Origin of the sequence: Paenibacillus sp. BK720 (assembly GCF_011761545.1) — a bacterium.
GTDB lineage: Bacteria > Bacillota > Bacilli > Paenibacillales > Paenibacillaceae > Pristimantibacillus.
The window spans coordinates 373403-398904 of the sequence record NZ_JAASRQ010000003.1; the positions used below are offsets into that span (position 1 = coordinate 373403).

Below are 25502 nucleotides of genomic sequence, written 5' to 3' on the forward strand. Positions count from 1 at the left end.
GGTGGATTTTTATCGTTAATTGTAGAAATCCGCATTCCGAGATCGACATAAGTACGTGAGGCAAATAAGTGATCGATGAGAGGAGCTTGAAGCATGCATTTTACGCTGATGTTTTTTGAAAGCACGGAGGATTTCGCCGCCCGCAAGGATCCTGAGAAACAGCAGGAATATTTGGCAGGCTGGTCGCATTATGTTCATGCCCTGCGTGATTCCGGAGTTGTTGTTACCGGGTTTGGACTACATGCGCCGGAGACGGCCGCGACCTTAAAGCGAAATGACGGAACGATTTTCGTGCAGGATGGCCCCTTTACCGAAACGAAAGAACAGCTTGGCGGATTATTCGTTATCGACGTGCCGGATTTGGATGCGGCACTGGAGTGGGCGGCCCGCGCTCCCGTAAACGCCGTTGAAGTAAGACAAAATCTCCCGGCCATGTAGAAGGAGCAAGATGGATACTTACCGGACGATCGAAAATACCGTTCGCGACTCGTATGGCCGAATCCTCTCCTATCTGGCCGCGGATTGGCGCGATCTGGAGGCGGTTGAAGACGCGCTTGCGGATGCCCTCGTCTCCGCTTTGGAATCTTGGCCGAAGAAGGGGGTTCCGGATAAACCGGAGGCCTGGCTGCTTATGGTGGGCAGGCGGCGTCTTACGGATCGCCTCCGCCGTGAACGTGTTTCCGAAAAAGCTTATTCGGCTCTGATCGCCATGTCGGAGGAAGCTGAGCAGATGGATTCCCCAGCCTTTCCCGATGAACGGCTGAAGATGTTGTTCTTGTGCTCGCATCCCGAGATCGATCCGTCCGTCCGCACGCCGTTAATGCTGCAGCTCGTGCTTGGCATCGATGCCTCCCGCATTGCGTCCGCCTTTGTGGTAAAGCCCTCTACGATGGGGCAGCGGCTTACACGCGCCAAAGCAAAAATCCGCAGAGACCGCCTAACCTTTACCATGCCTGACGTTGAAGAATTGCCACAACGCTTGGACGCTGTGCTGGATTCGATTTATGCGGCCTATGGCAATGGCTGGGATGATCTGGCAGGCGTGGATTCGCGGCGTAGAGGTTTAGTGGATGAGGCTGTTTATCTGGGAAGGCTCCTTGCCGCGTATATGCCTGATGAACCCGAAGCACAGGGGCTTCTTGCGCTTATGCTGCATTGCGAAGCGCGGCAAAAAGCCCGCCGCGACGATACAGGGAACTATGTTCCGCTAAGCGAGCAGGATACCTCGCGCTGGTCCGTCCCCCTAATAACAGAGGCAGAGTATTGTCTGCATAAAGCCGCGCGATCCGGCCGAATCGGACGATTTCAGCTGATGGCCGCTATTCAGTCGGTTCACGCTCAGCGGGCGCGGACCGGACGTACGGAATGGAAGGAAATCGCTTTGTTGTATGAGGGGCTGAGCCAATTGAGCCCAACTCTTGGGATTCTTGTGGGACGCGCGGCTGCTGTTGCGGAGGCCTACGGTCCAAGGGAAGGACTGGCGCTTCTTGGAGCGATACCTCCAGTGAAAAGAGACAGCTACCAGCCTTATTGGGCGCTATTGGCTCATCTTTATAGGGTAACGGAAAATGTCGAAGAGGCCCAAGGCGCTTATAGCCGTGCAATTGGTCTTTGCGAAGACCTTTCCGTGAAACAGTTCTTGCACCAGCGCGCAATGGAGATCTATTCGTCAAAGCTTAGCGGTTCGTATGGCGATTCTGCGTTATAACGATGTATTTTTATTATGATTGCGTGAACGCCATATACTCCCTTCAAATAGGCAGGACGATTGCCGATAATACTTTTGGAATAAAATAACTTTTAAGCTTAGGGGCCATTACATGCTGGGACTCATCCAAAAACTGCTTTCCGTCAAACAAATCTTTAATAAGGAGGCTTCGGAGAAGCTTCGCGCGATTCACCCTGGTTTGGAAACGGCGGCAACCGATTATTTGAATCATTTTAACTCCGTAAGCGCGCATAGCCGTTATGTCACATCGGCTTTTATCCGGGAAGTCTACTATGCCACTATGCAGCATCCTCTCCAGAACATTCCGGTAGAGTCCATGAAAGAACGGCTTGAAAGTATCGAGAAGGAGAGAGCCTCCCTTCGTAAATACGAAATTCTCGAGGTTGAAGAGCTCCGCCCGAAACAGACGGTAAGTCTTACAGTTAACCGCAAATTCAGCAACAGAAGCGAAAATAAGGTCACCTATCTCTTAGAGCAGGTCGCTGGACAGTGGAAAGTTAACCATATCGCCAGAATAATTTCGGGGACTGTGCTTGAAGTTAACCGAATCGACGGACAAACCGCCTATGTCGTCGGTGATTCGTCGCATGCCATGCTGTTCCTGGATACGAATAATTACGATCTGAGGGTATCGGAGCAAGTTACGGTGAGGGGATACTTGGAAACATCCTATTATTTGCAAGACAGCTTCTTCTATCACATTGTTCATGTGCAAAAATAAACGAGGGCCGGAACCCCCTTCCAGAGGGCTTAACCGGTCCTTCGTCTATCCCTGTTTCTCGCTAGAACAAGCCAAACAGCTTCTTGCAGGTGTTTTTGCGCCTAGGATCGATAATTTGCTTTATTTCGGATTTTTCCAGCTTTGCCAGCAAGGCATCCGCTCCATGCTTGAGCTTGTAGTTCATTTCATCGTTGTAAAGAGGGGTCAAACTAAAGAAGTGGACCTCTTTGCTCTCTGATGCCTTGAGCGTAAAGAACTCTTCAAGAGATTCTACGGTTGAAGGGATGGTAATCATCATACCGGACAGCTTCGTGGATTCGGCATAAGGCTCGGCAGGATCGCCGTTTGGAATCGTATGATCGGTATAAAACCACGTGTTGTACTCATGAGGAAGGCGGGCAAGCATTTTGAGGCATCTAATAGGCCAATAGTTGTTCTCATCCTCGAAGCTTTTTTCAGACATTTGCCAATCAGCAGGGAGACAGATCATGAGTTCTGCGTATCGGAATGCTTCGGCTCCATCGGGGACGGTCATAGGCAGGCTGCTCATTCCGCAGGTTACCAGGGTAATGTAATTTTTTTCTTTTGTTGGAGCGACGTACAAAATATCAAGATGGATAAGATCGGATATAATTTCATGAAATACGGCCTCAACCGGACCGATATGCCGTTCGACATGCTGAGTGATGAGTTCAATCGTTTCTTCATCGCCTCTTGCCGGGGTGAAAGGCCTGTCTGCCTCTTTATGGCGGTAAATAATACTTCCTGCGGGCGATCGTTCTTCTATGGTCATAGGAGCTCCTTTTAAATGAAAGATATAAAACTATCATACGAAATGGTTTTATTTTTGGGAATATTTAGTTTCTCAAGCATAGGAAAAGCAGGGAAGAATTCGGAGCAGCGATCCACCCTCCTGGCAAGGAATATGATGGGGTAGTGGATAAGTAATAACAGTGAAGAATAATAACTTCGCGGGAGGCTTAAACGATGGAACAACAATTGGCATTTCGCAAGGACGGGACTTTTAAAATCATTCAGTTCACGGATGTCCATGTCTATGACGGGTTAGGGGAAAAGGATATCCGATCGCTGGCGTTAATCAAGAACCTGATCGAATCCGAGAAGCCGGATCTCATTGTTTTCACGGGAGACGTAATTTTTGCCGATAATGAGACGGGCGACCTAAGGGGGGGATTCCGGAAAACGGTGCAAATCGCCAATCAATCGGGTATTCCGTTCGCCGTTATTTACGGCAATCACGATGCGGAGAGAAATGTGAAGAAGCCGGAGCTGCAAGAGATTTTATCCGAATTCGACAATTGCATCAGCGAAGCCGGTCCGGGGGACATTGGCGGCATAGGCAATTATACGGCAACGGTCAAAAGCTCTTCGTCCGAAGAAGACGCAGCCGTTCTTTATTTCATGGATTCGGGCGAATATGCGGATGCAAGCATCGGCGGATACGCATGGATTCAGCCTAGTCAGGTTCAATGGTACAGAGAACAGTCTCGCCAGCTTGCCGAGAAAAATAACGCCGTGCTGCCTGGGCTTGCCTTCCTTCATATCCCTCTTCCTGAATATAACGAGGTATGGCAATCCGGTGAGGCAGAAGGCACGAAAGGAGAGCAAGTGTGCTGCCCTAAGGTCAACAGCGGGTTGTTCGCCGCCCTGTTGGACAGGGGAGATGTTATGGGAGTGTTTGCCGGGCATGATCATAATAATGACTACATTGGCGTGCTTCATGGCATCTCGCTTGGCTATGGCCGTGCTACCGGCTACAACACGTATGGGGATTTGAAGCGCGGCGCCAGAGTCATCACCCTAATTGAAGGCGAGCGCCGGTTCGAAACTTATATTAAAGAGGATGAACAATCCGAAAGCGGAAGTTTGCAGTAAACTCGGAGAAGCAGCGGGACGCGGATTAAAACGGACAAGCTGTCATTTTATTGCATGAATTGTCAGGCTGCTTGAACATCGCGGTGTTATGCTCCTTACGAAAGGAGGGATCGACGTGGATTGGCTTCAGCGCATGAATCTGGCTATCGATTACATTGAAGATAACCTGGAGCACGATATCAATTACGAGCAGATAGCTAGGATTGCCTTATGCTCCGTCTATCAATTTCAGCGTATGTTTTCGTTTGTGCTTGAGATGCCTTTATCCGAATATATAAGGCGCAGACGGCTGACGCTTGCCGCTTTTGACTTACAGGACAGGAAGAACAAAGTAACGGATATCGCCTTGAAATACGGTTATGAAACGCCCGAATCATTCTCGCGGGCATTTCAGAACCTGCACGGACTGACGCCTACTGCGGCCCGGCAGGCGGGTAGCCCATTGAAAGCGTACCCTCGTCTCTCCTTTCAAATTATTCTCAAGGGAGCTACCGAGATGAATTATCGAATTGAGGAACGGGAAGCTTTTCAAGTGTTTGGACTAGAAGATATATACGGCATGGACAATATTGCGAATCAAGACGGAGTAACGATCCCGGAAGTCTGGCAAAACATTTCTAAGAATGGCGAATTTGACCGGCTGTTTCATTCATTAGCCGGAAATTGGCGGGCTGAAGGCCATTTCGCTAAAGAGCTTGGAGAGGTCTTTGCATTTGATTCCTACAGGTTCACAAGCAATACCACATTTCCTTATTTAATCGGGTGTTATAAATCGGCTGGAAGCAAGATAGAGGGGTATGCGGTTATTGATGTTCCGGCATCTACTTGGGCGGTATTCTCCACGTTAAATGACGGGAATGGGAGCGGTAACTATGATTTGCGTTCGCTTAAAAACCGGATATTCTCGGAATGGCTGCAAACGTCCAAGTACCAAATTATTGACGGCGGTAATTTTGAAATGTATTGTACGCATCCAAGCGGCGATGAGTACTGCGAATTATGGTATCGTATCGAGGAAAAGAAAGAATAAAGAAACGGACGGACGCTTGCCGGCGTCCGTCCGTTTCTGTGTGCTAGCTTTGAAGAACCCGGGTAATCATGGTTGCGAATTCCGCTCTGGTTATTGCGGAGTTGGGGCGGAAGGTGCCGTCGGCATACCCGGTAACGATCTTGTTGGCCATAAGGGCTTCTATATAGGTATGCGCCCAATTGCCTTCCTGCACATCAGGGAAGGCAGTGGTGCTGCCGCCGCTGAGCTGGAAGGCTCTGGCTACAAGGGCGGCCATTTCTGCCCGGTTAAGCTGATCGTCCGGACGGAATTTCCCGTCGGCATAACCGTTCATGAGTCCGGACTTCTGAGCGGCTCCGATGTAGCCGGCAGCCCAATGCGTGCTAGGCACGTCCGAGAAGCTGCTTGCCTGCGATTGAAGTCCAAGCTGTATCGCCAGCACCTTTAAGGCCTCTGCGCGCGTAATTCCAAGGTCCGGGCGGAAGGTGCCGTCCGGGTAACCGGCCAATAACCCCTTCTTGACCAGGAAGTCGATGCTTGTCTTCGCCCAATGTCCTTCTGTGTCGGCGAACGACACAGGATCTTCGCCCGGTGTTTCATTGCCTCCCGGAGGCGTTCCGTTATTATTGCCCGGAGGCGTTGTTGTTGGCGGCGTTGTTGTTGGAGGTGTTGTTGGCGGCGTATAGCTCAGCGCTGGCGCGAAGGCGGTTACGCTGCGAGCTAAAGTATGCTGCTCCAGGGCGTAGCCCATGGCCAGAACGTTCGCGTCATCCCACGCTTTGCCGACCAGCTGCATGGAAATCGAATAGCCATTCGGGTTCTTGCCTACGGGTACTACGACCGTTGGCAGTCCAACGTTGGAGGTAAGTACGCCGGTGCCTCTGTCTGAGCTTAGCTGAGCTGCGGCGCTGTCGTTGTTATACATATCGCTGATAAAGCCTGCATACACAACGCTGTCCACATCGTATTGATCCATCCAGTCCGCGATAATCTTCTTGTAGTTCGTTCTGTAAGCGAGGTACGCCTGTACTTGGCTTTCGGTCATTCGCGGACGTACCTGCAAGCTTGCTTGATTGTATAACAGCAGCTTTGGCGAGGCGAGCAGCTCGTCGCCCGTGGCGTAAGGGAAATCCGGGTTCAGCTCGATGTAGCGTGCCCAGCCCTCGGAGCCGGCATTGCCCGCGGGTCTTGTGCCGCCCCCCGGAGGCGCGCTCATCTCCACCATGGTAGCTCCTGCCTCCACCAGGTCTTCGAAGTGCTGCATGACGGCTTGTCCCGTGCCGTCGTCGGCGTATGAGGACACGAACGAGGATGGAATATAGCCGATTCGCTTGCCTTGCAGGGCGTTGCGGTCTAGAGCCTTGGTCCAGTCGCTAGGTTTTTTGGCATCTGCCTCTTGCGTCAGCATATCCTGCGGGTCGGTGCCGGTTGTTGCGTTAAGGATATAAGAGAGGTCGGTGACGGTGCGGGCAATTGGTCCGGCATAGTCCTGCCCCCATGTCAGCGGCATTACGCCGCGCGTGCTTGCCATGCCGTCCGTTCCGCGGAAGGCTGCCAGGCTGCCGCCCGTAGACGGCGCGTACAGCGATACGCCCGTCTGCGTGCCCATGGCCGCTGCCGCAAAGCTTGCAGCGACGGATACTGCGGGGCCTCCGCTGGAACCAAACGAAGTTTTGGACGGATAGAGCGCATTCCAGGTTTGCATCCAGCCGCTTTCGCTAAAGCTGCCGCTGTTGGCAAACTCCGATGTGTTGGCTTTGCCGATGATGATGGCTCCTGCTTCTCTCAGCTTCTGAATCTGGTAAGCGTCCGCTTTAGGCTGCCAGCCTTCCAACGCTTTGGAGCCGCCGGTGGTTGGCATATCCTTGGTGTCATAGATATCCTTGACGGCAATCGGAATGCCAAGCAATTGGCCTGTCTTGCCCTCTTTGCGAGCTTGATCCGCTGCCTTGGCCTGTTGGATGGCCGTTTCGGAGACGTGAAGGAAGGAGTGGAAACCGAGCTGTCCGAGATCATAAGCGTTAATGCGATCCAGATAAGCCCTTGTGATCGCTTCGGAGGTCGTAATGCCTTTCTCCATATCGGACTGCATTTGCTCAATGCTTTTGTTGGTGACATCGTAATCGGAGGTCGTTACGGCAGGTGCTGCTGCAGGGGCTGCCGGAATGTCGAGACGCGTGACATCCGCGCAAGCGGCAGTATCAAATCCAGGGAGACTAGACAGATCCCAGTTGCTAAGCGTACATATTTCCGCGGGGGACAAGTGGGTGAGGTCGGGATTTTCGGTCAGTTGATCGAGCGAATCCGCGGCTTTGGTTAGTCCAGCCTCGCCTGTTTCTCCGGCAAGAACGTATCTGGCCAGCGATTTGGTATGACCGGGTTCGATTGTGAGCTTATGAATGAAGCCGTAGAAGTTCGCATCATTGCCGGAGGTTGGCAGCGGGGTGGTGAAAGGGTTCTGCTGCTGATCGCCGGTGCCTTGCAGCGCTCCTACGAACGGAGCGGGGGAGCCAAGAATGACGCCGATTGGGCGGTCCGCAGCTCTGCTTGTGCCTATCAAAGCCCATGAATCGTCGGCGGCGATGGCCGTGTCGCCGTTAGAGGTCGTTTTTACGGCCCCGTAATTTTGGCCGGTGCCGTAGCCGAGCGATCCGCCGAAGGATACATTGACGGTTACGGGAGCGTTGGTTGTGTTGGTGAAGGTATCGAAGAAACGAACGCTGTTGTTTGCGCTGTTCAGGTAAACATCGCGTGTAATGAGGACGTCGCCAAGATTGACGGATTGCGTAGTGTCGAAGGTGTCGCTGCCATCGAATTCAAGCCCGAAGCCTCTCATTAATTGCCCGTTCATCCTGGGCGACGGCGTGGTGGATACCTGGACGAAAATATTGCCAAACCCCTGTATAGGCGTGTTGCTCGCTCTGCGGATGCTGCCTGTGTCCAGGTTAGGCGCGAATGAATCGTGAATCTCCCAATCTATTCCGCTCGCGGAGGTCAGTTTAGTTAACGCATAAGCGTTATTGGATGGAATAACTCCGGCGAAAACCATGGAAAGCGCGAGGGTTGCCGCGATAGCGTACTTTTTGCTCCAAGCGCGTTTCGATCCCCGGGGAGTTTCCCGATCGGAGGCAGACGGTCGTTTGTCTTGCGGTTGATGACTTTTGCTTTTGAACAATTTCATGCAACTCCTTCCATATGAACTCGATAGAGATTCTATCACCATGTTAATAGAGCGTCAATTAAACTAACGTGAATTCATATAAAAGTAAAATTTTTAAATAAATCTATTCTTTTCTAATAAGTTATGTTATGTATTCTAACATGTTATTTACGCTTACTTTATTGTAAAGGGTAAAAATCAATATAAAAAATGGCTGCGGAGATAGACTCCGCAGCCATTTTTATTCTTCCTGGCAAAATACTAAGTTAAAAGCACGGCAATAAGCGCGATAAGTGCCGGCAGGCCTTGAACGAGAAGAATCGAACGTTTTGCCGTCAGCCCTCCGTAGACCGCCGCTACAAGTACGCAAGCCAGGAAAAACAGCTGAATTTGGTGTCCGGCTGAAGCATCGGGATGGACAAGTCCCCAGAACAGACCCACGGCCAAGAAACCGTTGTACAATCCCTGGTTGGCGGCAAGCGACTTGGTTGCTTCCGCAAACGCCTTGTCGGTTCCGAAGGCTTTCCTCGCTCTTGGACCCGTCCACAGAAACATCTCGAGAATCAGGATATACACATGTTCGATCGCAACAATCGCCGTTAGGATGACGGAGACAAGTAGCATAGCTGTCCAGCACTCCTTTTTTTAAATAAATTGCGTACAATTTGTTCGACAAGATTATACATGAAAAGCCCTTATTATATAACCCGCTGCTTAAAATATACGGTAAATATAGCATTCTCTTAAAAGCCCGGCGTCAGTCGACAGTCAGTGAATCATCAGTCGACACCATTCGTGATGAATATATAATGAGAGATAAGGTATATTCACGTATTGGTGGTGATTGCGATTTTATACGTTGCTGCTTTTTTATTGTCCTTTGTGACGGTGCTTGCGTTGATTCCTCCGTTCAGCAAGCTTGCGTTTAAAATTGATTTTGTAGACAAGCCAAGAAAGGACGTCGAGCGCAAGCTGCACCGGAAGCCGATCCCTCTGACGGCCGGCTATGCGATTTTTATTGGCTTTTTTATCGCTTATTTGGCTGTAGTCCGGGATTTCTCCATGCAGACGGGGGCGATATTCCTAGGCGGTCTATTGCTGCTGGCGATCGGTACGGTTGACGATTGGTATAAGACAAAAGGAAAGGATTTTCCCGCTCTGCCCAAGCTGATTGTTCAACTCTCCGCCGCCGTATTGGTTTACGCCTCAGGCGTTGTGTTTGAGGGCTTCGTTAATCCGTTCTCCGGCCATTATGTCGTGCTTCCCGTCCTGTTGCAATTTGTCTTGACGACGCTGTGGATCTTTGGAGTCACGACGGTTATCAACTTCTCGGACGGGCTGGACGGGCTGGCGGGAGGATTGTCTGCCATCTCAGCGATGACTCTGTTTATCGTAGCGTTGGCAATGGGACAGTCGAGCTCCGCGAATATGGCGATTATTCTAGTAGGCATAACCTTAGCGTATTTAAGATTCAACAAACCTCCGGCCAAAATATTCATGGGCGATGCGGGGGCGACCTTCCTCGGATTTATGCTGGCCGTCATTTCGCTCGACGGAGCCTTCAAGCAAGCGACGGCGCTTTCTATTTTTATCCCGATCCTTGCGTTAGGGGTTCCGATCTTCGATAATTTGTACGTGATGCTCAAGCGTTTCCTGCAAGGGAAGGCGATCTATCAGGCGGATGCGAGCCAAGCACATTACCGTCTGCTGCGGGCTGGTCTCAATCACAAGCAAGCTCTCATGGTATTGTGTTTAATGGGTACATGCCTCGGCTTGTCCTCTATTATTCTTATGCTGGTCGAGATATAAAGGTTAAGGCTGGAGCCCTGTCCGTGGGCTCCGGCTTTTTTGTTGTAATGTGTATTTGTGTGTTATTCTAGAAGAAATAGCGAATAGTGACCATGCAGTCCGCATTATTGGGGGAGTATCCATGCTTATACATGACCGGCATCAACAAATCATACAGCTGCTTCATGAATTTCAATCGGTAAAGACGGCGGACTTAATCGCGCGGTTCGGCGTATCGTTCGAGACGATTCGAAGAGATATGGAGTATCTGGAGCAGGAAGGCTTCCTGAAGAGAGTTCATGGAGGTGCTACCCTGCCTCCGGTGGACTACCGGAAGGAGCTCCCCTTCACCGTGCGGGAGACGAAGAGACATCCCGAGAAACGAGAATTGGCCCAGACGGCTCTTCGTTATGTGGAGGAGGGGCAATCCTTGTTCCTGGATGTAAGCACCACAAATACGGAATTCGCCAAAGCATTGGCCGCTCGTTTCGAACGGTTAACGATATTAACCAACTCCTTTCCGATCGCCTCCATCCTTATGGCTAAACCCCAGTTCACGATTATTTTCGTAGGCGGAGTCGTTCGTAATTCGGAGCAGTGCGCGGTTGGGGATTTTGCCGAGTCGTTTGTCTCCCAATTCCATGCCGATCTGTTCTTCATGAGCGTGAGCGGCATCTCCCTGGCGGAAGGGCTGACGGATTACGGGATAAGCGAGATTCAACTGAAGAATAGAATGCTGGAGCGGTCGCGGCGGGTCATCGCGCTTGCGGACAGCAGCAAGTTTGATATCGTGTCGCTTACGCCGGTATGCGGACTGGATAAGATCGAGCGTATTGTCACGGATTCCGGGCTTAGCTCCGATATCCTTGAGCGATACAAGGAAGCCGGCATTTCCGTTGAATGCAAATAGAAGCCGAGAAGCAAGAAGAGAGCCTTCCCCGAGGGCTCTTTTTTTAATGCTTTTCTCATTGACAGGGTAAAAGGCTCATGCTACCATTTGCGTAAAGTTGCATTTATGTGTGTTTATGTGTGTATTAATTAGTCGGTTGATGTAGTGGTGGGAGGGGTCATTATTTCGCATGCCGTATGGCTTGTATTGGGTTCCGGCGTGGCGCATGCCGTATGGAATTTGCTCACGAAGAAGAGCGGGAATAAGCAATTGTTTTTGTTCATGATCTATATTCCTGCTACGCTAACGCTTCTGCCGGCATTTATTTCGGAGATGGTCTCCGTTCAAGTGCCATTATCAGGTTATGTCCTATTGATTCTGTCGCTGCTGATTCAGGCAGGTTATGCGTACTTCTTGTCCCGAACGTTAACCTTCGGTGACTTGTCCCAGGTGTACCCGATGATGAGAGGGATCGCGACCTTCCTGCTGCCTCTTTGCGGGGTTATTTTCTTGGGCGAGCGGCTGTCAGCCTGGGGTTGGCTGGGCCTTGGGTTAATTGCTCTGGGGTTCTTCCTGTTAAGCGGGTTCTATGGGAGAAAGCAGCGGTTTCAAGCTTCGGGAAAAGTACTGTCGTCTATTCTTGCCGTAGGCCTCTGCACAATGGCTTATGTGATGGTGGACAAAGTGAATCTGCGGCATTTCTCGCCGGTTGTGCTGTTAGAGATATCGAATATCGGATTTATGGCGGGGCTTGCTCCGTTCATCCGGCTCCGGGAAATAGGCTGGGTACGGGAGATAAAGGCAAACGGGAGGCTGCTTGCGGCAGGCTCCATTCTGTCTCCGGGCTCTTACCTGCTGTTCCTGTTCGCCATGAGCATGTCGCAGCTGACGTATGTGGCGCCGCTTCGGGAGATCGGGACCGTCTTCGGGACCTTTATGGGCGTATGGCTGCTGAAGGAAGGAAAAGGCGGTCTGCGGTTAGCGTCCGCCAGCCTGATTTTTACGGGTATTCTGCTTGTGGGGATATTGGGTATATAGGAGGTTGCGAATATGACAAATGAAGAGGGCAAAGGGAAGGCACGGCTTCAATTTCAGGTCATTACCGATACGCATGTGAGGACGGATCCCGGACATACGCATAATCGCAACCTGGCGCGGGCGCTCCAGGATATAAAACGGGTGGCACCCGACAGCGACGGGATTATGCATGCAGGCGATATCACCGATCACGGGCATGCGGAAGAGTATGCGGAGTTTCGCAAAATATGGCGGGAGCACGGAGAAGGATTGCCAACCGCTTATTTTGCTTCCGGCAATCATGATGTCGGCGGGGGAGAGTGGCCTTCGCGCCTGGGCGCTTATCTGGATGCGACGGAGATGGGCGGGCCGTATCACGCTCATTTGGTGAAAGGATATTCTTTCATCTTCCTCGGAACCGAGCGGGGGCTGGATCTGTTCTCGTTTCTGTCGGAAACGCAGCTGGCCTGGCTGGACCGCAAATTAGAGGAAAGCAAGAGTCTGAATCGTCCTGCCTTCGTGTTCCTGCATCAGCCGCTTAAGGATACGGTTGCGGGCTCCTGCGAGTCGCAGAAGTGGTATGGCGTAACCCAAGATGAACAGCTTAAGGAAGTGCTGTCCAGACATAGGCATGCCGTGCTGTTTACCGGGCATACGCATTGGGAGCTGGAAACGCCTCATACCCTGTATGACGATGAACAAATGCCCCGCATGTTTAATGCGGCATCCGTTGCCTATCTCTGGACGGATGAAGACGAGCATAAGGACGGAAGTCAAGGGCTGTTCGTCGAGGTATACGAGAATCGGATTATCGTCCGGGGACGGGACTTTGCCGCGGGCCAGTGGCTCGAGAGGGTCCGGTATGAGTGGGAGATTCCGAGTCATCGGTTATAACTATGTAACAAAGGGGGTCTCGCCGTAGCTGCGATTCCCCTTTATTTTTAAATGATGCTAATCATTAGCCCAAGAAAGCGATCGAACGTTTTACTTTTTTAGCAAACTCAATAGGATTATCAATAGACTCCCAGTGGACGTACATGAGACGCGGATTCTCGAACAACCAGTGATTATGAACGGCCGTAACTTTTATCCCGTTCCTCCGAAGGTTTGTGAGCAAGCGATTGACCTGGTTTTGGAAAAGCGCCGTTTCTCCCAGACAGAGTGCTCGTCCGGAACTGTCCAATGACTCAAACGAGAACAATTGATAACGAACGAGAGGGGACGCGGTGCGTTTTCCTAAAATAGAGGCTCTTATAATTCTGTTTCTTGAAACGAAACAAACCGGCCCTTTCGTAATTTCATGCTCTGTCCCGCCCAAAATGGAGGAGAAGCGGTTGCATATTTTTTTAAATTGCGGACTTGCCTTTACAGGTTGCGCCATTTACAGATCATCCTTTCATGTTTAAAAATAAAAAAATACTCAAACATTAGCCGAGGAATGCGATAGATGCCTTGGTTTTTTTGGCAAACTCTACAGGATTCATATCAGCTTCCCAGTGCATATACATTAAGCGCGGGTTCTCGTTAAGCCAGTGATTATGAAGAGAAGTGACTTTGATTCCGCGTTTACGAAGATTCGACATCAATCGATTAACCTGATTTTGATGCACGGCGGTCTCGCCTAAACAAAGCGCGCGGCCCGAAGCGCTTAGAGACTCGAACGAGAACATTTGCATTTGAACCAAAGGAGAACGGGTTCTTCTGCCTAAAATGGTCTCTTTTAAGTTCGTCATCCGAGTGACGAAACAAACCGGACCTGCTTCGATCTCCGATTCACCTCCCAGAATTTTCGAGAATTGCGTGCACAACCTTGCGAATTGCGGACTTACCTTTACTTTTTGCGCCATATAAATCCTCCTTTAATCAGTACTGCTGTAATCTATGTTGAATCTAGCAAATCGAGTTGTGCGTAATTACTAGATTTAAGAAAATGTCCTTTTGGCGCTCCTAGCCATTCGTTTATATCTGCAAAGCGCCATCCTCCAACCATTGCGGAGTTTTGCAGTGCCGACGAAGTCAACTAGCAAGAAGCACTTGAATGATGAACTAGCCTCAAAGGCGAGTGGGTTTCCTGCTAAAAAAGGTCCAGGAGTGCGCACCTATTGGCACGCATTCCTGGACCTTATTTTTTCAAGACAATCTAAGTCGTTGTTATTCCTGTTGGAAACCGTTCCAAACAATGGTCTGTTCAACCGGAAAACGCAAGGAGGCGCGGGCCGGGGCCGCCGCCTTGCCAATCGCGATAAGCATAACCGGAATATATCGGGATGGTATATGAAACGCTTCGATAAAAGCATCCGCGCTAAATCCGCCCATCGGGCAGGAGTCGAGTCCTTTCGCCTTTGCAGCCAGCATAAGCTGCATGGCCGCAAGCGACGCGTTGCGAATGGCTTCCTCGCGCGCATAGGCGGGGGAATCCCCGTATGCCGCATCTATTTGATCGATTAGACTAGCCTTGATATCCTCCGTCATCAGTCCGGCTTCCACATCGGGTCCAAAGACATCTTCAGCGTTGCGATGGGCTTCAAGGTCGCCAAGTACCGCTATGACGACGGAAGCTTCGACGACTTGCTTTTGCCCGTAAGCGATGGGCAGGAGCTTCTCTTTAGCAGCCTGACTATGGATGGAAAGATACCTCCAGTGCTGAAGGTTCCAGGCGGACGGCGCTTGGCTTGCAATCTCCAGCAGACCGATGATCTCTTTCTCGTTTAGCCGGTGCGCGGCATCATAATGCTTAACGGAATGGCGCTCCCGGATAATCGCATAAAAATCGGCAAAAACGGTTGATGACATTGATCTTCAACTCCTTGAATGGTTTACGGCGTTTAGTTTTTCGCTCTTTCCGCCCCCGGCAGCCTTTTTTCGGCCAAGCCTATTCGTGCCGATCACCCCGGCAATGATCAGCACCGAGCCGATCAGATGATAGATCGTTACTTTTTCCCCAAGAAAGACTGCTCCGGCCGTCATGGATACAATGGTAGAGAGATTGGCAAACACGCTCATTCTCGACGCCTCCATCCTGGACAAAATGTAATTGGAGGTTAGTGCCGTTAACAGCGAGGATACGATGCCCAGGAAAATAAGCGATGCCATGAAGGTGCCGCTCGCCAGAGGCGCGAATATATGGGAAAGGGTCCCTGCCGAGGCATGGCTGGTAAATGCGGTAACAGCAAAAAAGACAAAGCCGATGCCCATCATCAAATAAGTGATTTCCGCCGGGCTGAACAGTCCTGATAACGAACGGGCCAGCACGGTATACCCGGCAAAAGCGAAGCAGGTAAGCAACAGCAGCGAAATGCCAAGCAGATTGGACAGATCAATGCCGCTGCCTTTCATGACAAAGATAAACACCACCCCAAACACCGACAGGAAGATTGACAGCTTCTGCGGAACGGTCGTGGTTTCTTTAAGGAACAGGGAAGCGATAATCATCGTAACGACCGGCGTAAATGCATACAGGATGCCACCCTCCGCCGAGCTGGCATGCTGCAGCCCATAGGCCTGAAGCGTGAAGAACCCAAGCGGGTACATGGATGCCAGCAGCAGCACTTTGCCAAGCGGCTTGCCGCGGTAGGAAAGCTTCATCCAGCCGGCAGCGACCGGAATAGACATAACGAGAAACGATAAGGTAAAGCGAAAAGCAAGCGTATCAAGCGGACTGGCGTAATCCAGCGCCGTCTTGGCAAACAAAAAAGATAATCCGATAATGACCGCGTTAAGCACGGCGAGGAGATAAGGGAGCCTCATTTCCTTGTGAACCATGTTTCATCATCCTCTCAGAGCTTACGGCAGCGTGTTCGCGAACGTCTGTAACCGTTAATTTGAAGATACGGGATATCGGTTAACCAAACAACGCCGTTTTACTCCAACTGTATCGATACAGTTGAAAGGGAGCGCAAGGAGGCCAGAATGAAAAAATATTATAGGATCCTATCCGACATGGAGGAGAAAATCCGGCAGGGGAAATACCGCCCCGGTCAAAAGCTCCCGTCCGTCCGCAATGCCGCGGAAGCTTACGGCTGCAGCATCAGCACCATTACCAGGGCTTATGCCGAACTGGAAAAACGACACGTCATTTATTCGGTGCCGCAAAGCGGGTACTACGTTGTTGTGAAGCCCGGCGATTGGCGCGACCGGCGGGATAGCAGCATGATCTATTTCGCGACGGTCCTGCCGGACCTGGACGCTTTTCCTTATTTGGATTTCCAGCATTGTCTCAACAAAGCTATCGATATTTACAAGTACGACCTGTTCACTTATGGCGACCCGCTGGGGCTGGAGTCCTTCCGTCACACCCTTGTTTCGCATTTGGCAAGCGATCAGGTATTCACCAAGGTCGAGAGGATCTTCGTTACCTCCGGCGCGCAGCAGGCGCTGGAAATACTGGCGAAGATGCCGTTCCCAAACGGCAGGGAAGCGATATTGGTTGAGCAGCCTAGCTATGACCGGTATTTACGGTTTCTGGAGACGGAGAACATTCCGGTGTATGGCATCGCCCGCACGGCAGCGGGCATCGATCTTCAGGCGCTGGAGCAGTGGTTCAAGAGCGGCAGCATCAAATTCTTTTACACGATGTCGAGGTATCATAATCCGCTGGGCACTTCTTATAATGCCGAGGAACGAAGAGCAATCGCGAGACTTGCCGGCAAATACGGCGTCTATATCCTGGAAGACGATTATATGGCCGACCTCGGGGCAGACCGGCAAACCGATCCGATTTACGCTTCGGATGGGGGCGAGCATGTTATATACGTAAAAAGCTTCTCCAAGATTATCTTCCCCGGCCTAAGGTTAGGCGCAATCGTATTGCCGGAGCGGCTGCTTAAGACCTTTTACGCTTATAAAATATATCCCGACACGTCGCTGCTCTCCCAGGCGGCACTAGAGGTGTATATCAAGAACGGCATGTACGAACGGCATAAGCACAAGATAGCCGGCCTGTACGCCGCGCGGATGTCGGCCTTGAACGAAGCGGTGAATCGGTATAACGAGCCGGGACTAATGGAGGTGCCGGATATCCGTTCCGGGATCTATTCGCATTTCAAGCTGAAGCAGACGGTGAACGTCGAGCAGCTATTGAAGCGTCTGGCGGAGAGGAACGTCAGCGTCGTATCCGGCAAAGGGTTCTATCTATCCGATTATCTGGCTAAAGAGAAGTTCCTCCGGATCAGCATTTCCCAGACCGGGCCCGAGCAGATTGAGGAAGGAGTCCGAATAATTACGGAAGAGGTGCGTAAGGGAAGCTGGTGAGTGTAGGGCTTGCTTAAGGGAACGGCTGGGGCAAGTCCTCCGTCCTGCCGCGGGCTATGAATTCGGACGGTGACAGGCCGACATGCTTCTTGAACATCCGGAAAAAATACGAGGGGTCGTAGTAACCGAGGTACTGGGCGATGTCCGCGACGGTCATGTCGGAGTGGAGCAGAAGACGGCAGGCTTCAAGCAGGCGCAGCTGATGCATATAGCGGATGGGAGACTGGCCGAAAACCTCTTTGAACAGAGCGGTGGCATAATTCGGCGAACGATCAATAAGCTCCCCAAGCTGCCCGATTTCCACATGCTCGCGGTAATGGTCCAGCAAATATTGCTTCATCAGCTGCGCGTAAAACATCTTGGCGGGAGTCACCTCCGGCTTCTCCAGTTCTCTTGCAAGCAGGCCGATCAGCTCCTGCGTTAGTCCGAGGCCAATATAGGAGTGAAAGCTGCGGCCGCTCCTCATCTCTTCGAACAGCTTCATGAATTTGCGCTGCATGGAATGAAGGCTGGAGAGCCGGAACCGAATAAATTCTCCCTGGTCAAGAAACGGAATATCCAGCTTGCTGCCTGGTTCCGTCGTAATTAAAACCGTAAATTTCTGATGAGGGCTGCCGGGGACCGTATCTCCGCTGCGAAGCGTAGATTGCGGAATGTACAGGAAATCTCCCCGTTCCGCGATAATCTCTTGCCCATTAATGGTGTATCTAACCTTGCCGTCCGTAACCAGAACGAGGACATGATAGCTGAGCACCTCGCTTTGAGTGCGCCAGTTCGGAATGCGGTCGTCGAAATTTACGCTTAACAGCTGCAGCATGGGATCCCCGTCCTTTTACAATGACTCTAATGAAATACTAGCAAAAATAGCCGGTTCGGGTAAATGGCCGTTCCCGACTTATCGCTCATAGTATCGTTGAAATGTACATGGACGGGATGGAATATACGTCGACCGGACCAAGGCTCCAAACCTATAATACGGGTACAGCCGTCATGGCAAACGATTGAAGGAGAGGAGCAACCTTATGAAAATTTTGCTGCTGGATTTGGATTCGACGAGGCCGGATCATCTGGGGTGCTACGGTTACCCCCGCCGGACATCTCCGAATATTGACCGGATTGCCGCTCAAGGCGTCCGCTTCGATAATTACTATACCTCCGACGCGCCTTGCTTCCCGTCGCGGACGGCTCTAATGACCGGCCGCTTCGGCATTCATAACGGAGTGGTGGGACATGGCGGGTCTTCGGCAGACGTTCGTCATGAAGGCGCGTCAAGGGATTTTCGCGACCGGCTTGCCTCCGAAAGCTTTCCGGCATTGTTCCGGCAGGCGGGAATGCGTACCGCGCTTGTCAGTCCGTTCGGGGAGAGGCATTCCGCTTGGACCTTTTATGCCGGCTTTAACGAGATCTACAATACGGGCAAAGGCGGAATGGAATCCGCTGAGGAGGTAACGCCCGTCGTCCTGGATTGGATTGACCGGAACGCGGAGTCGGACAACTGGATGCTGTACGTCAATTATTGGGATCCGCATACCCCGTACCGGGCCCCGGAATCGTTCGGCAATCCGTTTAAGGAAGATCCGCTGCCGGAGTGGATTACGGACGAGGTGCTTGACGCGCACATGCGCAAGGTGGGACCGCATAGCGCCAGCGAAATCAATATGTACGACAACGCCACGTCGCCGAATTATCCGAGGCATCCGGGGGATATCCGCAGCCGGGAGGATCTGCGGCGCATGGTGGATGGCTATGATTGCGGGGTCCGCTTCATGGACGAAAACATTGGCCAATTATTTGCCTTGCTTGAGCAAAAGGGCGTCATGGACGAACTCGTCATCATTATTACGGCCGATCACGGCGAGAACATGGGCGAGCTAGGGATTTACGGGGAGCATGGCACGGCGGATCAGGGAACCTGCCGGATTCCGATGATCATTCGGTGGCCGGGCATGAAGGAGGGAATTGTCGATAAGGGCCTCCATTACCATTTGGATCTGCCGCCAACGATAGCCGAGCTCCTCGGTCGGCAGCCTATGCCAAGCTGGGACGGCGCGAGCTACGCGAAGGTGCTGCAGTCCGGCGAAGAGGCGGGACGAGAATATTTGGTTGTGTCCCAATGCGCGCATGTGTGCCAGCGAAGCGTGCGGTTTGGCGATTATCTTTACATTCGCACGTATCATGACGGCTTTCATCTGTTCGACAAGGGCATGCTGTACAACCTGGCCGATGACCCGCATGAACAGATCAATCTTGCGGCGGAGCGGCCGGATCTGTGCAGGGAAGCGGTTTATCTGCTTAATGATTGGCACGATACGATGATGGCTTCGATGCCTTACGACACGGATCCGTTGTGGACGGTCATGAAGGAGGGCGGTCCTTATCATGCGAAGGGAGCGCTGCCGCGTTACTTGGAGCGGCTTGAGCAGACGGGACGGGGGGAAGCCGTGCCGGAGCTGATCCGCAGGCATCCTCGCGAGTTGGAGGGACAACGCAAGCTGTAAAAATAAGAGAGGCCGCGCCGTCATCAGCTGGACTGACGATGGCGTGGCCTCTTATTCGCCAAGGCTGTTAATAAGCCTCAACCTTTGGCAAGCTCTTGAAATCTTGACCGGACGGGTTTTGGAAGACATGAAGTCCAAACTCCGGCGCAACGGCCAGAATATGATCGAAGATATCCGATTGAACTCCCTCGTACACCGCCCAGTTAATATCATTGGTGAAGGCGTAAATTTCGAGAGGCAGTCCGTTCTCGGCTGGGGCGAGCTGTCTGACGATCCGCGTCATGCCTTTATGGATCTTTGGATGCTGCTCCACATACCGTTCGATATACGCCCGGAACACGCCGATATTCGTCATGGCCCTGCCATTCACCGAGACGGTAGGATCTATCTCGTTCTCCAGGTTGTAGTGGAGAATTTCCTTCTCCTTATCCAGGATATATTCGCTAAGGAGATGGATTTTCTTGAATTTCTCGATCATTTCGGGCGTGCAAAATCCGATGCTGTTCATATCGATGTACACGGCCCGTTTAATGCGCCGGCCGCCGGCATCCTGCATGCCTCTCCAGTTCTTGAACGAATCCGAAATCAGGGCATACGAAGGGATGGTGGTGATCGTCTTGTCGAAGTTCTGCACCTTGACGGTATGCAGCGAAATATCAATGATGTCTCCGTCCGCTCCGTATTTGGGCATCTCGATCCAATCGCCTACCTGGACCATATCGTTAGTTGACAATTGAATGCCTGCAACCAGGCCGAGCAGCGAATCTTTAAAGATCAGCAGCATAACCGCGGACAAGGCGCCAATCCCGCTAATGAGAATAACGGGGCTTTCGCCGATCAGGTTCGAGATGGCCAGAATCCCGCCGATAATGAACAGGAAGATTTTGACCACCTGCACGTATCCTTTGATAGGGCGGCTCCTCGAAATATCGTAGGTTCTGTAAATATCGTTTACCGCGTTAAGGAAAGCATCCAGCACCAACAGGATGACAATAATAAGATAAATCGTAATTCCCTTCAGAATAAGAGAATGATAGGCCGCAAAGCTAAACGAGAAATAATAGAGTATGATGGCAGGAACGATATGGGACAGCTTATGAAATACTTTGCGCTCCAGCAAATAATTGTCCCAACGGTACCGGTTGTTCCGGATGTAATGGCTGACGATGCGTAGCACAACCTTTTTGGTTATAAAGTTGGCGGCTATGCTTACAATCCCTGCGATAATAACAATGGCAATGCTGGCTAGGTAGACAGCTAGATTGGTGTTGACTCCTAAATCGACAAGCAAATCTTTAATATAATTCATTACTCCTCCTTCAATCCATAGAGCCCCTGGGGGCTTTTCTATTTTAAGATGGTACTGAAAGCCGGGCTTCCCGTCAACCTGTAGAAATGCTTGCAAAATAATACAAATATTCGGTTCCTTCCTGCATTCATGCCGCCCAGTCCTATTGGTAGGATAGTGGAAAAGGAGGGCTCGCTATGGGATTTCGTACGAATCTGACGTTGGAAAGCCGTAAGGTTATTCTTCTGCCTTTGCAGGCGGCGCACGTTAAGGAGCTTGCCCGGCTGCTTAGCGATCCGAGAGTCTGGGAGATGACCTGGCGGAGGAACAATACGGAGCAAGCGATCGAGCTGGCGCTTGAGTCCGCTCTGGTAAATAGAGAAGCGGGAACTCAGCTACCGTTTGCAATCATTGACAAAACCAGCGGACGTATGGTCGGAACAACCCGGCTTGGCGATCTGGACGCGAATAACCGGAACGTTGAAATCGGCTGGACATGGATGGCTTCGGCGTTCTGGGGACAGGGAATAAACCCGGCCTGCAAGCTGCTGCTCCTTCAATATTGTTTCGAAGAGCTTGGCGTAATTCGGGTCCAGTTCTCTGCCAGCGGGAGCAATCTGCGGTCGCAAAGAGCTCTGGAGAAGATAGGGGCAGTAAGAGAGGGCGTGCTTCGAAGGCATCGAGTGGATACGACGGATGGCGGCACCGTTCACGATAACGTGTTTTACAGCATCCTGGAGGAGGAGTGGCCTCTTGTTAGAGAGAAGCTTCTTCATGAAATGAATCTATTTTAATATAATGAATATATTTTATTTTGACATATTTGTTTCGGGCGATATATAGTGGAAGGAGCTGGAACTATTCCTTCATTCATTAGGAGTGAAACGACAATGGATCTATCTCTTATTCAGCCTGAATGGAAAGTAGAAAAGATCGAGGTTGCAACTCTTACGGGCGAGCGCGCGCGAAACGCGGGTTCAAACGGCAGGCTTGGCAATCACGGCAAGCATTGCTCGGTCCGTATCGCCCGCCTTACGATTGACGGGGAGACGGGGTTTGGTCACACGGGTTCGTTAACGGAGGAGCTGGCGGATGCCGTTATAGGGATGAGGCTCATAGATTTGTTCGATGCCAATGGCAGAGTCCTTAAGCCTTACCGCATTCCGCTCGAATACCCGATTCTGGACTGGCTGGGACGCAGACTGAGTACGCCCGTGTATGAATTGATTTCTGCCGTTAACCGCGCACCGGGATCTCCGCTGATCGTGCCTTGCTATGATACATCGCTGTACTTCGATGACCTGCACCTGCCGAGCGAGCAGGATGCGGTCGCGCTGCTGAAGGAAGAGGCGATGCAGGGCTTCTCCAAAGGCCACCGCAACTTCAAGATTAAAGTGGGCCGCGGCGGAAGACATATGCCCGTGCAGGAAGGGACGAAGCGGGATATCGCCATTATTCATGGCGTCGCCGAGGTTGCCGGACCTGAAGGAAAGATCATGATAGATGCCAACAACGCGTATAATCTCAATTTGACCAAGGAAGTGCTGGCTGCCGTTGATGACGTGAATCTGCATTGGATGGAAGAAGCCTTCCACGAAGACGATGCTTTGTATGCGGACCTGAAGGCGTGGCTGCAGGAGCGCGGGCGGAATGTGCTTATTGCCGACGGCGAAGGGCTGGCGTCGCCGCATCTCGTGAGCTGGGCGAAAAAAGGCCTTGTTGACGTGCTGCAATACGATATTATTTATCCGGGCTTTACGCATTGGCTGGAGCTCGGCGCGGAGCTTGACCGGGCTGGACTGAGGTCGGCGCCGCACTGCTACGGCAACGCATACGGCATTTATGCGCTTGGGCATATCGCCGCTGCGATTAACAACTTTGAGTTTGTCGAATACGACGATATAACCATAGAGGGAATGGACGCGTCCGCTTATCGGGTAGAGGACGGCAAGTTTTATGTACCGGATAAAGCGGGCTTTGGCCTCGAATTTGACGGGGAGCTGTTCGCAAGACAGGCTTTGGCGAATGGCTGGAGCCGTTAACCTTATAAACCGTAAGATCAGTGCCGCTAGCTTTTGCGGTTCTGGTCTTTTTTTTTGTAAGTAAGCCACTTAAAAGTGCCGTCTTACGGCTTTAACGCCATCTCCGATCGCGTTGAGCTGGCCGCGGCTACCGGTCATGCGATAATCTCCGTCGATTATCGCTTGGCGCCGGAGCATAAATTTCCCGTGCCCGTAGAAGAAGTCGTCTATGCGGCGCAGTGGGTGTATGAACAGGCCGCGTCGCTGGGACTGGATTCGAACAGAATTGCCGTAGCCGGGGAAGGCGTCGGGGACAGCCTGGCCGCCGTTGTGGCGCAGCAGGCAGTAAGCAGGGGGACCTTCTCCATTGCGGCTCAAATCCTGCTATGCCCGTTGACGGACTGGGCGAGAGATTATGCCTCGAAGCGTGCATACGGTGAGAGCTATTTCCTCGATTCGGCCCTGCTGGACTATTGCGCGGGACACTATTTGAACTCCGGTGAAGAACGAATGAACCCGCTCGCTTCGCCGCTCTATGGAGTTGCCGCGGGCGTGGCGCCGGCAATCGTTGTGACGGCGGAATATGATCCTTTGCGCGATGAAGGGGAGCGATACAGCCAGCTGCTTATCGCAAGCGGGGTCGCGGTGACGCATATGCGTTATGCCGGCATGATCCACTTGTTTTACGCCCTGACGGATGTATTCGAGGATGGGGATGACGTATATGCGTTAATTAATCAGGTGCTCGGCAGACTGAATAGGGGGACGATTGATGGCGTCGAAGGCTTTTCTTGCTCTTAGCACGGAATCGTAATGGGCGTCGGTCCATTGATGCAGTATCCGCATCGGGCCGATCAGGGTCTGGCCAAGAGGCGTCAGCTCATACTCTACGGTAGGCGGGACGGTTGGATGGACATACCGCACGACAAGACCGTCCCTCTCCAGCTGGCGCATCGTCTGGGTGAGCATCTTTTGCGCGACGCCCTCGACCCGTTTTTTCAGATCGCTGTACCGCCGTTTGCCCGATTCCAGCTCGTAAAAAACAAGCACCGTCCATTGGCTTGAGACAATTTCCAAGGCGCGTCTGTAATGGCAGGGAGACTCCGTCTCTTCAAATTCGTTCATACCATCCACTCCTGTCTGTCGAAATACGGTCATGATCGTTGACAAAGCTTATATCCTGTAATATATTGATTCCCTCTTCGGATGGAAACACCTGTTGGCTATTTTTTAAGAATATATAAACGAACGGACGGGCGGTAGATCCTTGATGAAGCTGGAGCGTTTGATCTCCATTATCTATAAGCTGCTGAATAACGATGTGCTGCCGGCCCATGTGCTGGCCGAAGAGTTCCAGGTATCCCAGCGAACGATATACCGGGATATTGACGTCATTTGCGCGGCAGGCTTTCCGGTTGTCTCGTATCAGGGGAACAAGGGCGGCTTTGGCATGATGGAAGGCTTCAAGATGGATAAAAGCCTGCTTGGCTCCTACGATGTAAATGCCCTTGTTACGGTGCTTAAGGGGCTGTCGACCGTCTTTGAAGACGAACGGGCGCAGGGAACAATCGAGAGGCTGCAAACCGTAGGAACCGAGCAGCGGACGCCAAGTCTAGCTGTGGATTTCGATACGCGCAAAACGGATCCCGAGACGCTGCCATTATTGCGTTCGGCGATTACGCAGCGAAAAGTGATCCGGTTCGACTACATTAACGCGAAGAATGAACGGACTACCCGCGAGCTGGAGCCGGTCAGGCTTCATTTCAAATACGGCAGCTGGTATGTTTACGGCTATTGCTTGACGCGGTGCGAGTATCGGGAGTTCCGGTTGTCCCGCATGGTGGAGGCGTTCCGGACCGAACGCGGCTTTGAGCCTCATCAGGAGGTGCCGGAGGAGGCGGGTCCTTTTGCGGGGAATGAGAGCCTGGTTGAGGATGTCGTGGTTAAGGTAGGGCCGCAAGCGTTGGCGGATGCGATGGATCATTTCGGCTACGTCCCGAAAACCTTTCATTCCGATGGCAGCATGACGATGCGGATTCCCGTCTATAAACCGGCCGAGGCAAGCTGGCTGTGGTCGATTCTGCTTGGCTTTGGCAGCGGCGCGGAGGTGCTTGAGCCCTCCGGGCTTCGGAGCATTATGAAAGAGCAGCTTCAACAAACGCTGAAGCTTTACGAGTAGTATGACACACTGTTGTCATACTACTTTTTTTATACTGGCTTCATAACCAGTTAAAAG

The 25502-nt window shown here is 51.8% G+C and carries 25 protein-coding genes; 15 read left to right on the forward strand and 10 right to left on the reverse strand.

Annotation, left to right across the window (positions count from 1 at the left end; all coding sequences use genetic code 11):
- Positions 1 to 93 precede the first annotated feature (93 nt).
- The 3 genes from FHT67_RS13700 to FHT67_RS13710 all read left to right on the forward strand — a co-directional run bounded on the left by FHT67_RS13700 (position 94) and on the right by FHT67_RS13710 (position 2450).
- Entirely contained in the window at positions 94 to 438 is a 345-nt protein-coding gene (locus FHT67_RS13700; RefSeq protein ID WP_132311116.1) for a YciI family protein, read from the forward strand.
- 10 nt (positions 439 to 448) lie between these two features.
- On the forward strand, positions 449 to 1708 hold the full coding sequence (locus FHT67_RS13705) for an RNA polymerase sigma factor (RefSeq protein WP_167198967.1): 1260 nt from the start codon (positions 449 to 451) through the stop codon (positions 1706 to 1708).
- Between the two features lie 112 nt (positions 1709 to 1820).
- Complete coding sequence (locus FHT67_RS13710; protein WP_132311112.1) at positions 1821 to 2450, forward strand: nuclear transport factor 2 family protein; 630 nt, start codon at positions 1821 to 1823, stop codon at positions 2448 to 2450.
- Positions 2451 to 2511: 61 nt separating this feature from the next.
- On the opposite strand, the gene FHT67_RS13715 is transcribed toward FHT67_RS13710, so the two are convergent.
- Positions 2512 to 3243, reverse strand: a complete 732-nt coding sequence (locus tag FHT67_RS13715; protein ID WP_132311110.1) for a suppressor of fused domain protein — start codon at positions 3241 to 3243, stop codon at positions 2512 to 2514.
- A gap of 194 nt (positions 3244 to 3437) precedes the next feature.
- Here FHT67_RS13715 and FHT67_RS13720 point away from each other — a divergent pair, with 194 nt between their 5' ends.
- Positions 3438 to 4346, forward strand: coding sequence for a metallophosphoesterase family protein (locus FHT67_RS13720; protein ID WP_167198969.1), 909 nt, complete (start codon positions 3438 to 3440; stop codon positions 4344 to 4346).
- A 115-nt stretch (positions 4347 to 4461) separates the two neighbouring features.
- Positions 4462 to 5376 (forward strand): helix-turn-helix domain-containing protein, encoded by a 915-nt coding sequence (locus tag FHT67_RS13725; protein ID WP_167198972.1) that lies wholly within the window; start codon positions 4462 to 4464, stop codon positions 5374 to 5376.
- Between the two features lie 43 nt (positions 5377 to 5419).
- On the opposite strand, the gene FHT67_RS13730 is transcribed toward FHT67_RS13725, so the two are convergent.
- Together FHT67_RS13730 and FHT67_RS13735 are read right to left on the reverse strand one after the other, a co-directional pair.
- Positions 5420 to 8530 carry an amidase family protein gene (locus FHT67_RS13730; protein WP_243867148.1) on the reverse strand — a complete coding sequence of 1037 codons (3111 nt, stop codon included), beginning with the start codon at positions 8528 to 8530 and terminating at the stop codon, positions 5420 to 5422.
- A 246-nt stretch (positions 8531 to 8776) separates the two neighbouring features.
- Positions 8777 to 9139: a DUF1304 domain-containing protein gene (locus tag FHT67_RS13735; RefSeq protein ID WP_132311104.1), complete on the reverse strand. Its 363-nt coding sequence runs from the start codon at positions 9137 to 9139 to the stop codon at positions 8777 to 8779.
- Between the two features lie 216 nt (positions 9140 to 9355).
- Here FHT67_RS13735 and FHT67_RS13740 point away from each other — a divergent pair, with 216 nt between their 5' ends.
- From FHT67_RS13740 to FHT67_RS13755, 4 genes are all read left to right on the forward strand, one after another.
- On the forward strand, positions 9356 to 10324 hold the full coding sequence (locus tag FHT67_RS13740; protein ID WP_167199705.1) for an MraY family glycosyltransferase: 969 nt from the start codon (positions 9356 to 9358) through the stop codon (positions 10322 to 10324).
- Positions 10325 to 10445: 121 nt separating this feature from the next.
- A complete protein-coding gene (locus tag FHT67_RS13745) occupies positions 10446 to 11213 on the forward strand; it encodes a DeoR/GlpR family DNA-binding transcription regulator (protein WP_167198975.1) in 768 nt (255 codons plus the stop codon).
- A gap of 147 nt (positions 11214 to 11360) precedes the next feature.
- Positions 11361 to 12230 (forward strand): EamA family transporter, encoded by an 870-nt coding sequence (locus FHT67_RS13750; RefSeq protein ID WP_347880094.1) that lies wholly within the window; start codon positions 11361 to 11363, stop codon positions 12228 to 12230.
- A 12-nt stretch (positions 12231 to 12242) separates the two neighbouring features.
- Positions 12243 to 13103 carry a metallophosphoesterase family protein gene (locus FHT67_RS13755; protein ID WP_167198977.1) on the forward strand — a complete coding sequence of 287 codons (861 nt, stop codon included), beginning with the start codon at positions 12243 to 12245 and terminating at the stop codon, positions 13101 to 13103.
- A 64-nt stretch (positions 13104 to 13167) separates the two neighbouring features.
- Here FHT67_RS13755 and FHT67_RS13760 read toward each other — a convergent pair whose 3' ends face one another.
- From FHT67_RS13760 to FHT67_RS13775, 4 genes are all read right to left on the reverse strand, one after another.
- Entirely contained in the window at positions 13168 to 13590 is a 423-nt protein-coding gene (locus FHT67_RS13760; protein ID WP_167198980.1) for a DUF1259 domain-containing protein, read from the reverse strand.
- A gap of 46 nt (positions 13591 to 13636) precedes the next feature.
- Complete coding sequence (locus FHT67_RS13765; RefSeq protein ID WP_132311096.1) at positions 13637 to 14056, reverse strand: DUF1259 domain-containing protein; 420 nt, start codon at positions 14054 to 14056, stop codon at positions 13637 to 13639.
- A gap of 304 nt (positions 14057 to 14360) precedes the next feature.
- Entirely contained in the window at positions 14361 to 15002 is a 642-nt protein-coding gene (locus FHT67_RS13770) for a nitroreductase family protein (RefSeq protein ID WP_132311094.1), read from the reverse strand.
- A gap of 6 nt (positions 15003 to 15008) precedes the next feature.
- A complete protein-coding gene (locus FHT67_RS13775) occupies positions 15009 to 15971 on the reverse strand; it encodes a DMT family transporter (protein WP_167198983.1) in 963 nt (320 codons plus the stop codon).
- 147 nt (positions 15972 to 16118) lie between these two features.
- On the opposite strand from FHT67_RS13775, the gene FHT67_RS13780 reads away from it, so the two are divergent.
- Entirely contained in the window at positions 16119 to 17459 is a 1341-nt protein-coding gene (locus FHT67_RS13780; protein WP_167198987.1) for an aminotransferase-like domain-containing protein, read from the forward strand.
- A gap of 13 nt (positions 17460 to 17472) precedes the next feature.
- Here FHT67_RS13780 and FHT67_RS13785 read toward each other — a convergent pair whose 3' ends face one another.
- Positions 17473 to 18276 (reverse strand): helix-turn-helix domain-containing protein, encoded by an 804-nt coding sequence (locus FHT67_RS13785; RefSeq protein ID WP_167198990.1) that lies wholly within the window; start codon positions 18274 to 18276, stop codon positions 17473 to 17475.
- 205 nt (positions 18277 to 18481) lie between these two features.
- On the opposite strand from FHT67_RS13785, the gene FHT67_RS13790 reads away from it, so the two are divergent.
- On the forward strand, positions 18482 to 19957 hold the full coding sequence (locus tag FHT67_RS13790) for a sulfatase family protein (protein ID WP_167198993.1): 1476 nt from the start codon (positions 18482 to 18484) through the stop codon (positions 19955 to 19957).
- 67 nt (positions 19958 to 20024) lie between these two features.
- Here FHT67_RS13790 and FHT67_RS13795 read toward each other — a convergent pair whose 3' ends face one another.
- The gene (locus FHT67_RS13795) at positions 20025 to 21266 is read right to left on the reverse strand and encodes a mechanosensitive ion channel family protein (RefSeq protein ID WP_167198996.1); all 1242 of its coding nucleotides are present in this window, start codon (positions 21264 to 21266) and stop codon (positions 20025 to 20027) included.
- Positions 21267 to 21442: 176 nt separating this feature from the next.
- Here FHT67_RS13795 and FHT67_RS13800 point away from each other — a divergent pair, with 176 nt between their 5' ends.
- The 3 genes from FHT67_RS13800 (at position 21443) to FHT67_RS13810 (ending at position 24067) form a co-directional block, all read left to right on the forward strand.
- Positions 21443 to 22039 (forward strand): GNAT family N-acetyltransferase, encoded by a 597-nt coding sequence (locus FHT67_RS13800; protein WP_167198998.1) that lies wholly within the window; start codon positions 21443 to 21445, stop codon positions 22037 to 22039.
- Between the two features lie 96 nt (positions 22040 to 22135).
- Positions 22136 to 23287, forward strand: coding sequence for an enolase C-terminal domain-like protein (locus FHT67_RS13805; RefSeq protein WP_167199000.1), 1152 nt, complete (start codon positions 22136 to 22138; stop codon positions 23285 to 23287).
- Between the two features lie 75 nt (positions 23288 to 23362).
- Positions 23363 to 24067, forward strand: coding sequence for an alpha/beta hydrolase (locus FHT67_RS13810; RefSeq protein ID WP_347880095.1), 705 nt, complete (start codon positions 23363 to 23365; stop codon positions 24065 to 24067).
- Here FHT67_RS13810 and FHT67_RS13815 read toward each other — a convergent pair.
- Positions 23996 to 24391 carry a winged helix-turn-helix transcriptional regulator gene (locus FHT67_RS13815; RefSeq protein ID WP_167199003.1) on the reverse strand — a complete coding sequence of 132 codons (396 nt, stop codon included), beginning with the start codon at positions 24389 to 24391 and terminating at the stop codon, positions 23996 to 23998. The genes FHT67_RS13810 and FHT67_RS13815 overlap by 72 nt on opposite strands.
- A 145-nt stretch (positions 24392 to 24536) precedes the next feature.
- On the opposite strand from FHT67_RS13815, the gene FHT67_RS13820 reads away from it, so the two are divergent.
- Positions 24537 to 25445 (forward strand): helix-turn-helix transcriptional regulator, encoded by a 909-nt coding sequence (locus FHT67_RS13820; RefSeq protein ID WP_167199005.1) that lies wholly within the window; start codon positions 24537 to 24539, stop codon positions 25443 to 25445.
- Positions 25446 to 25502: the final 57 nt, after the last annotated feature.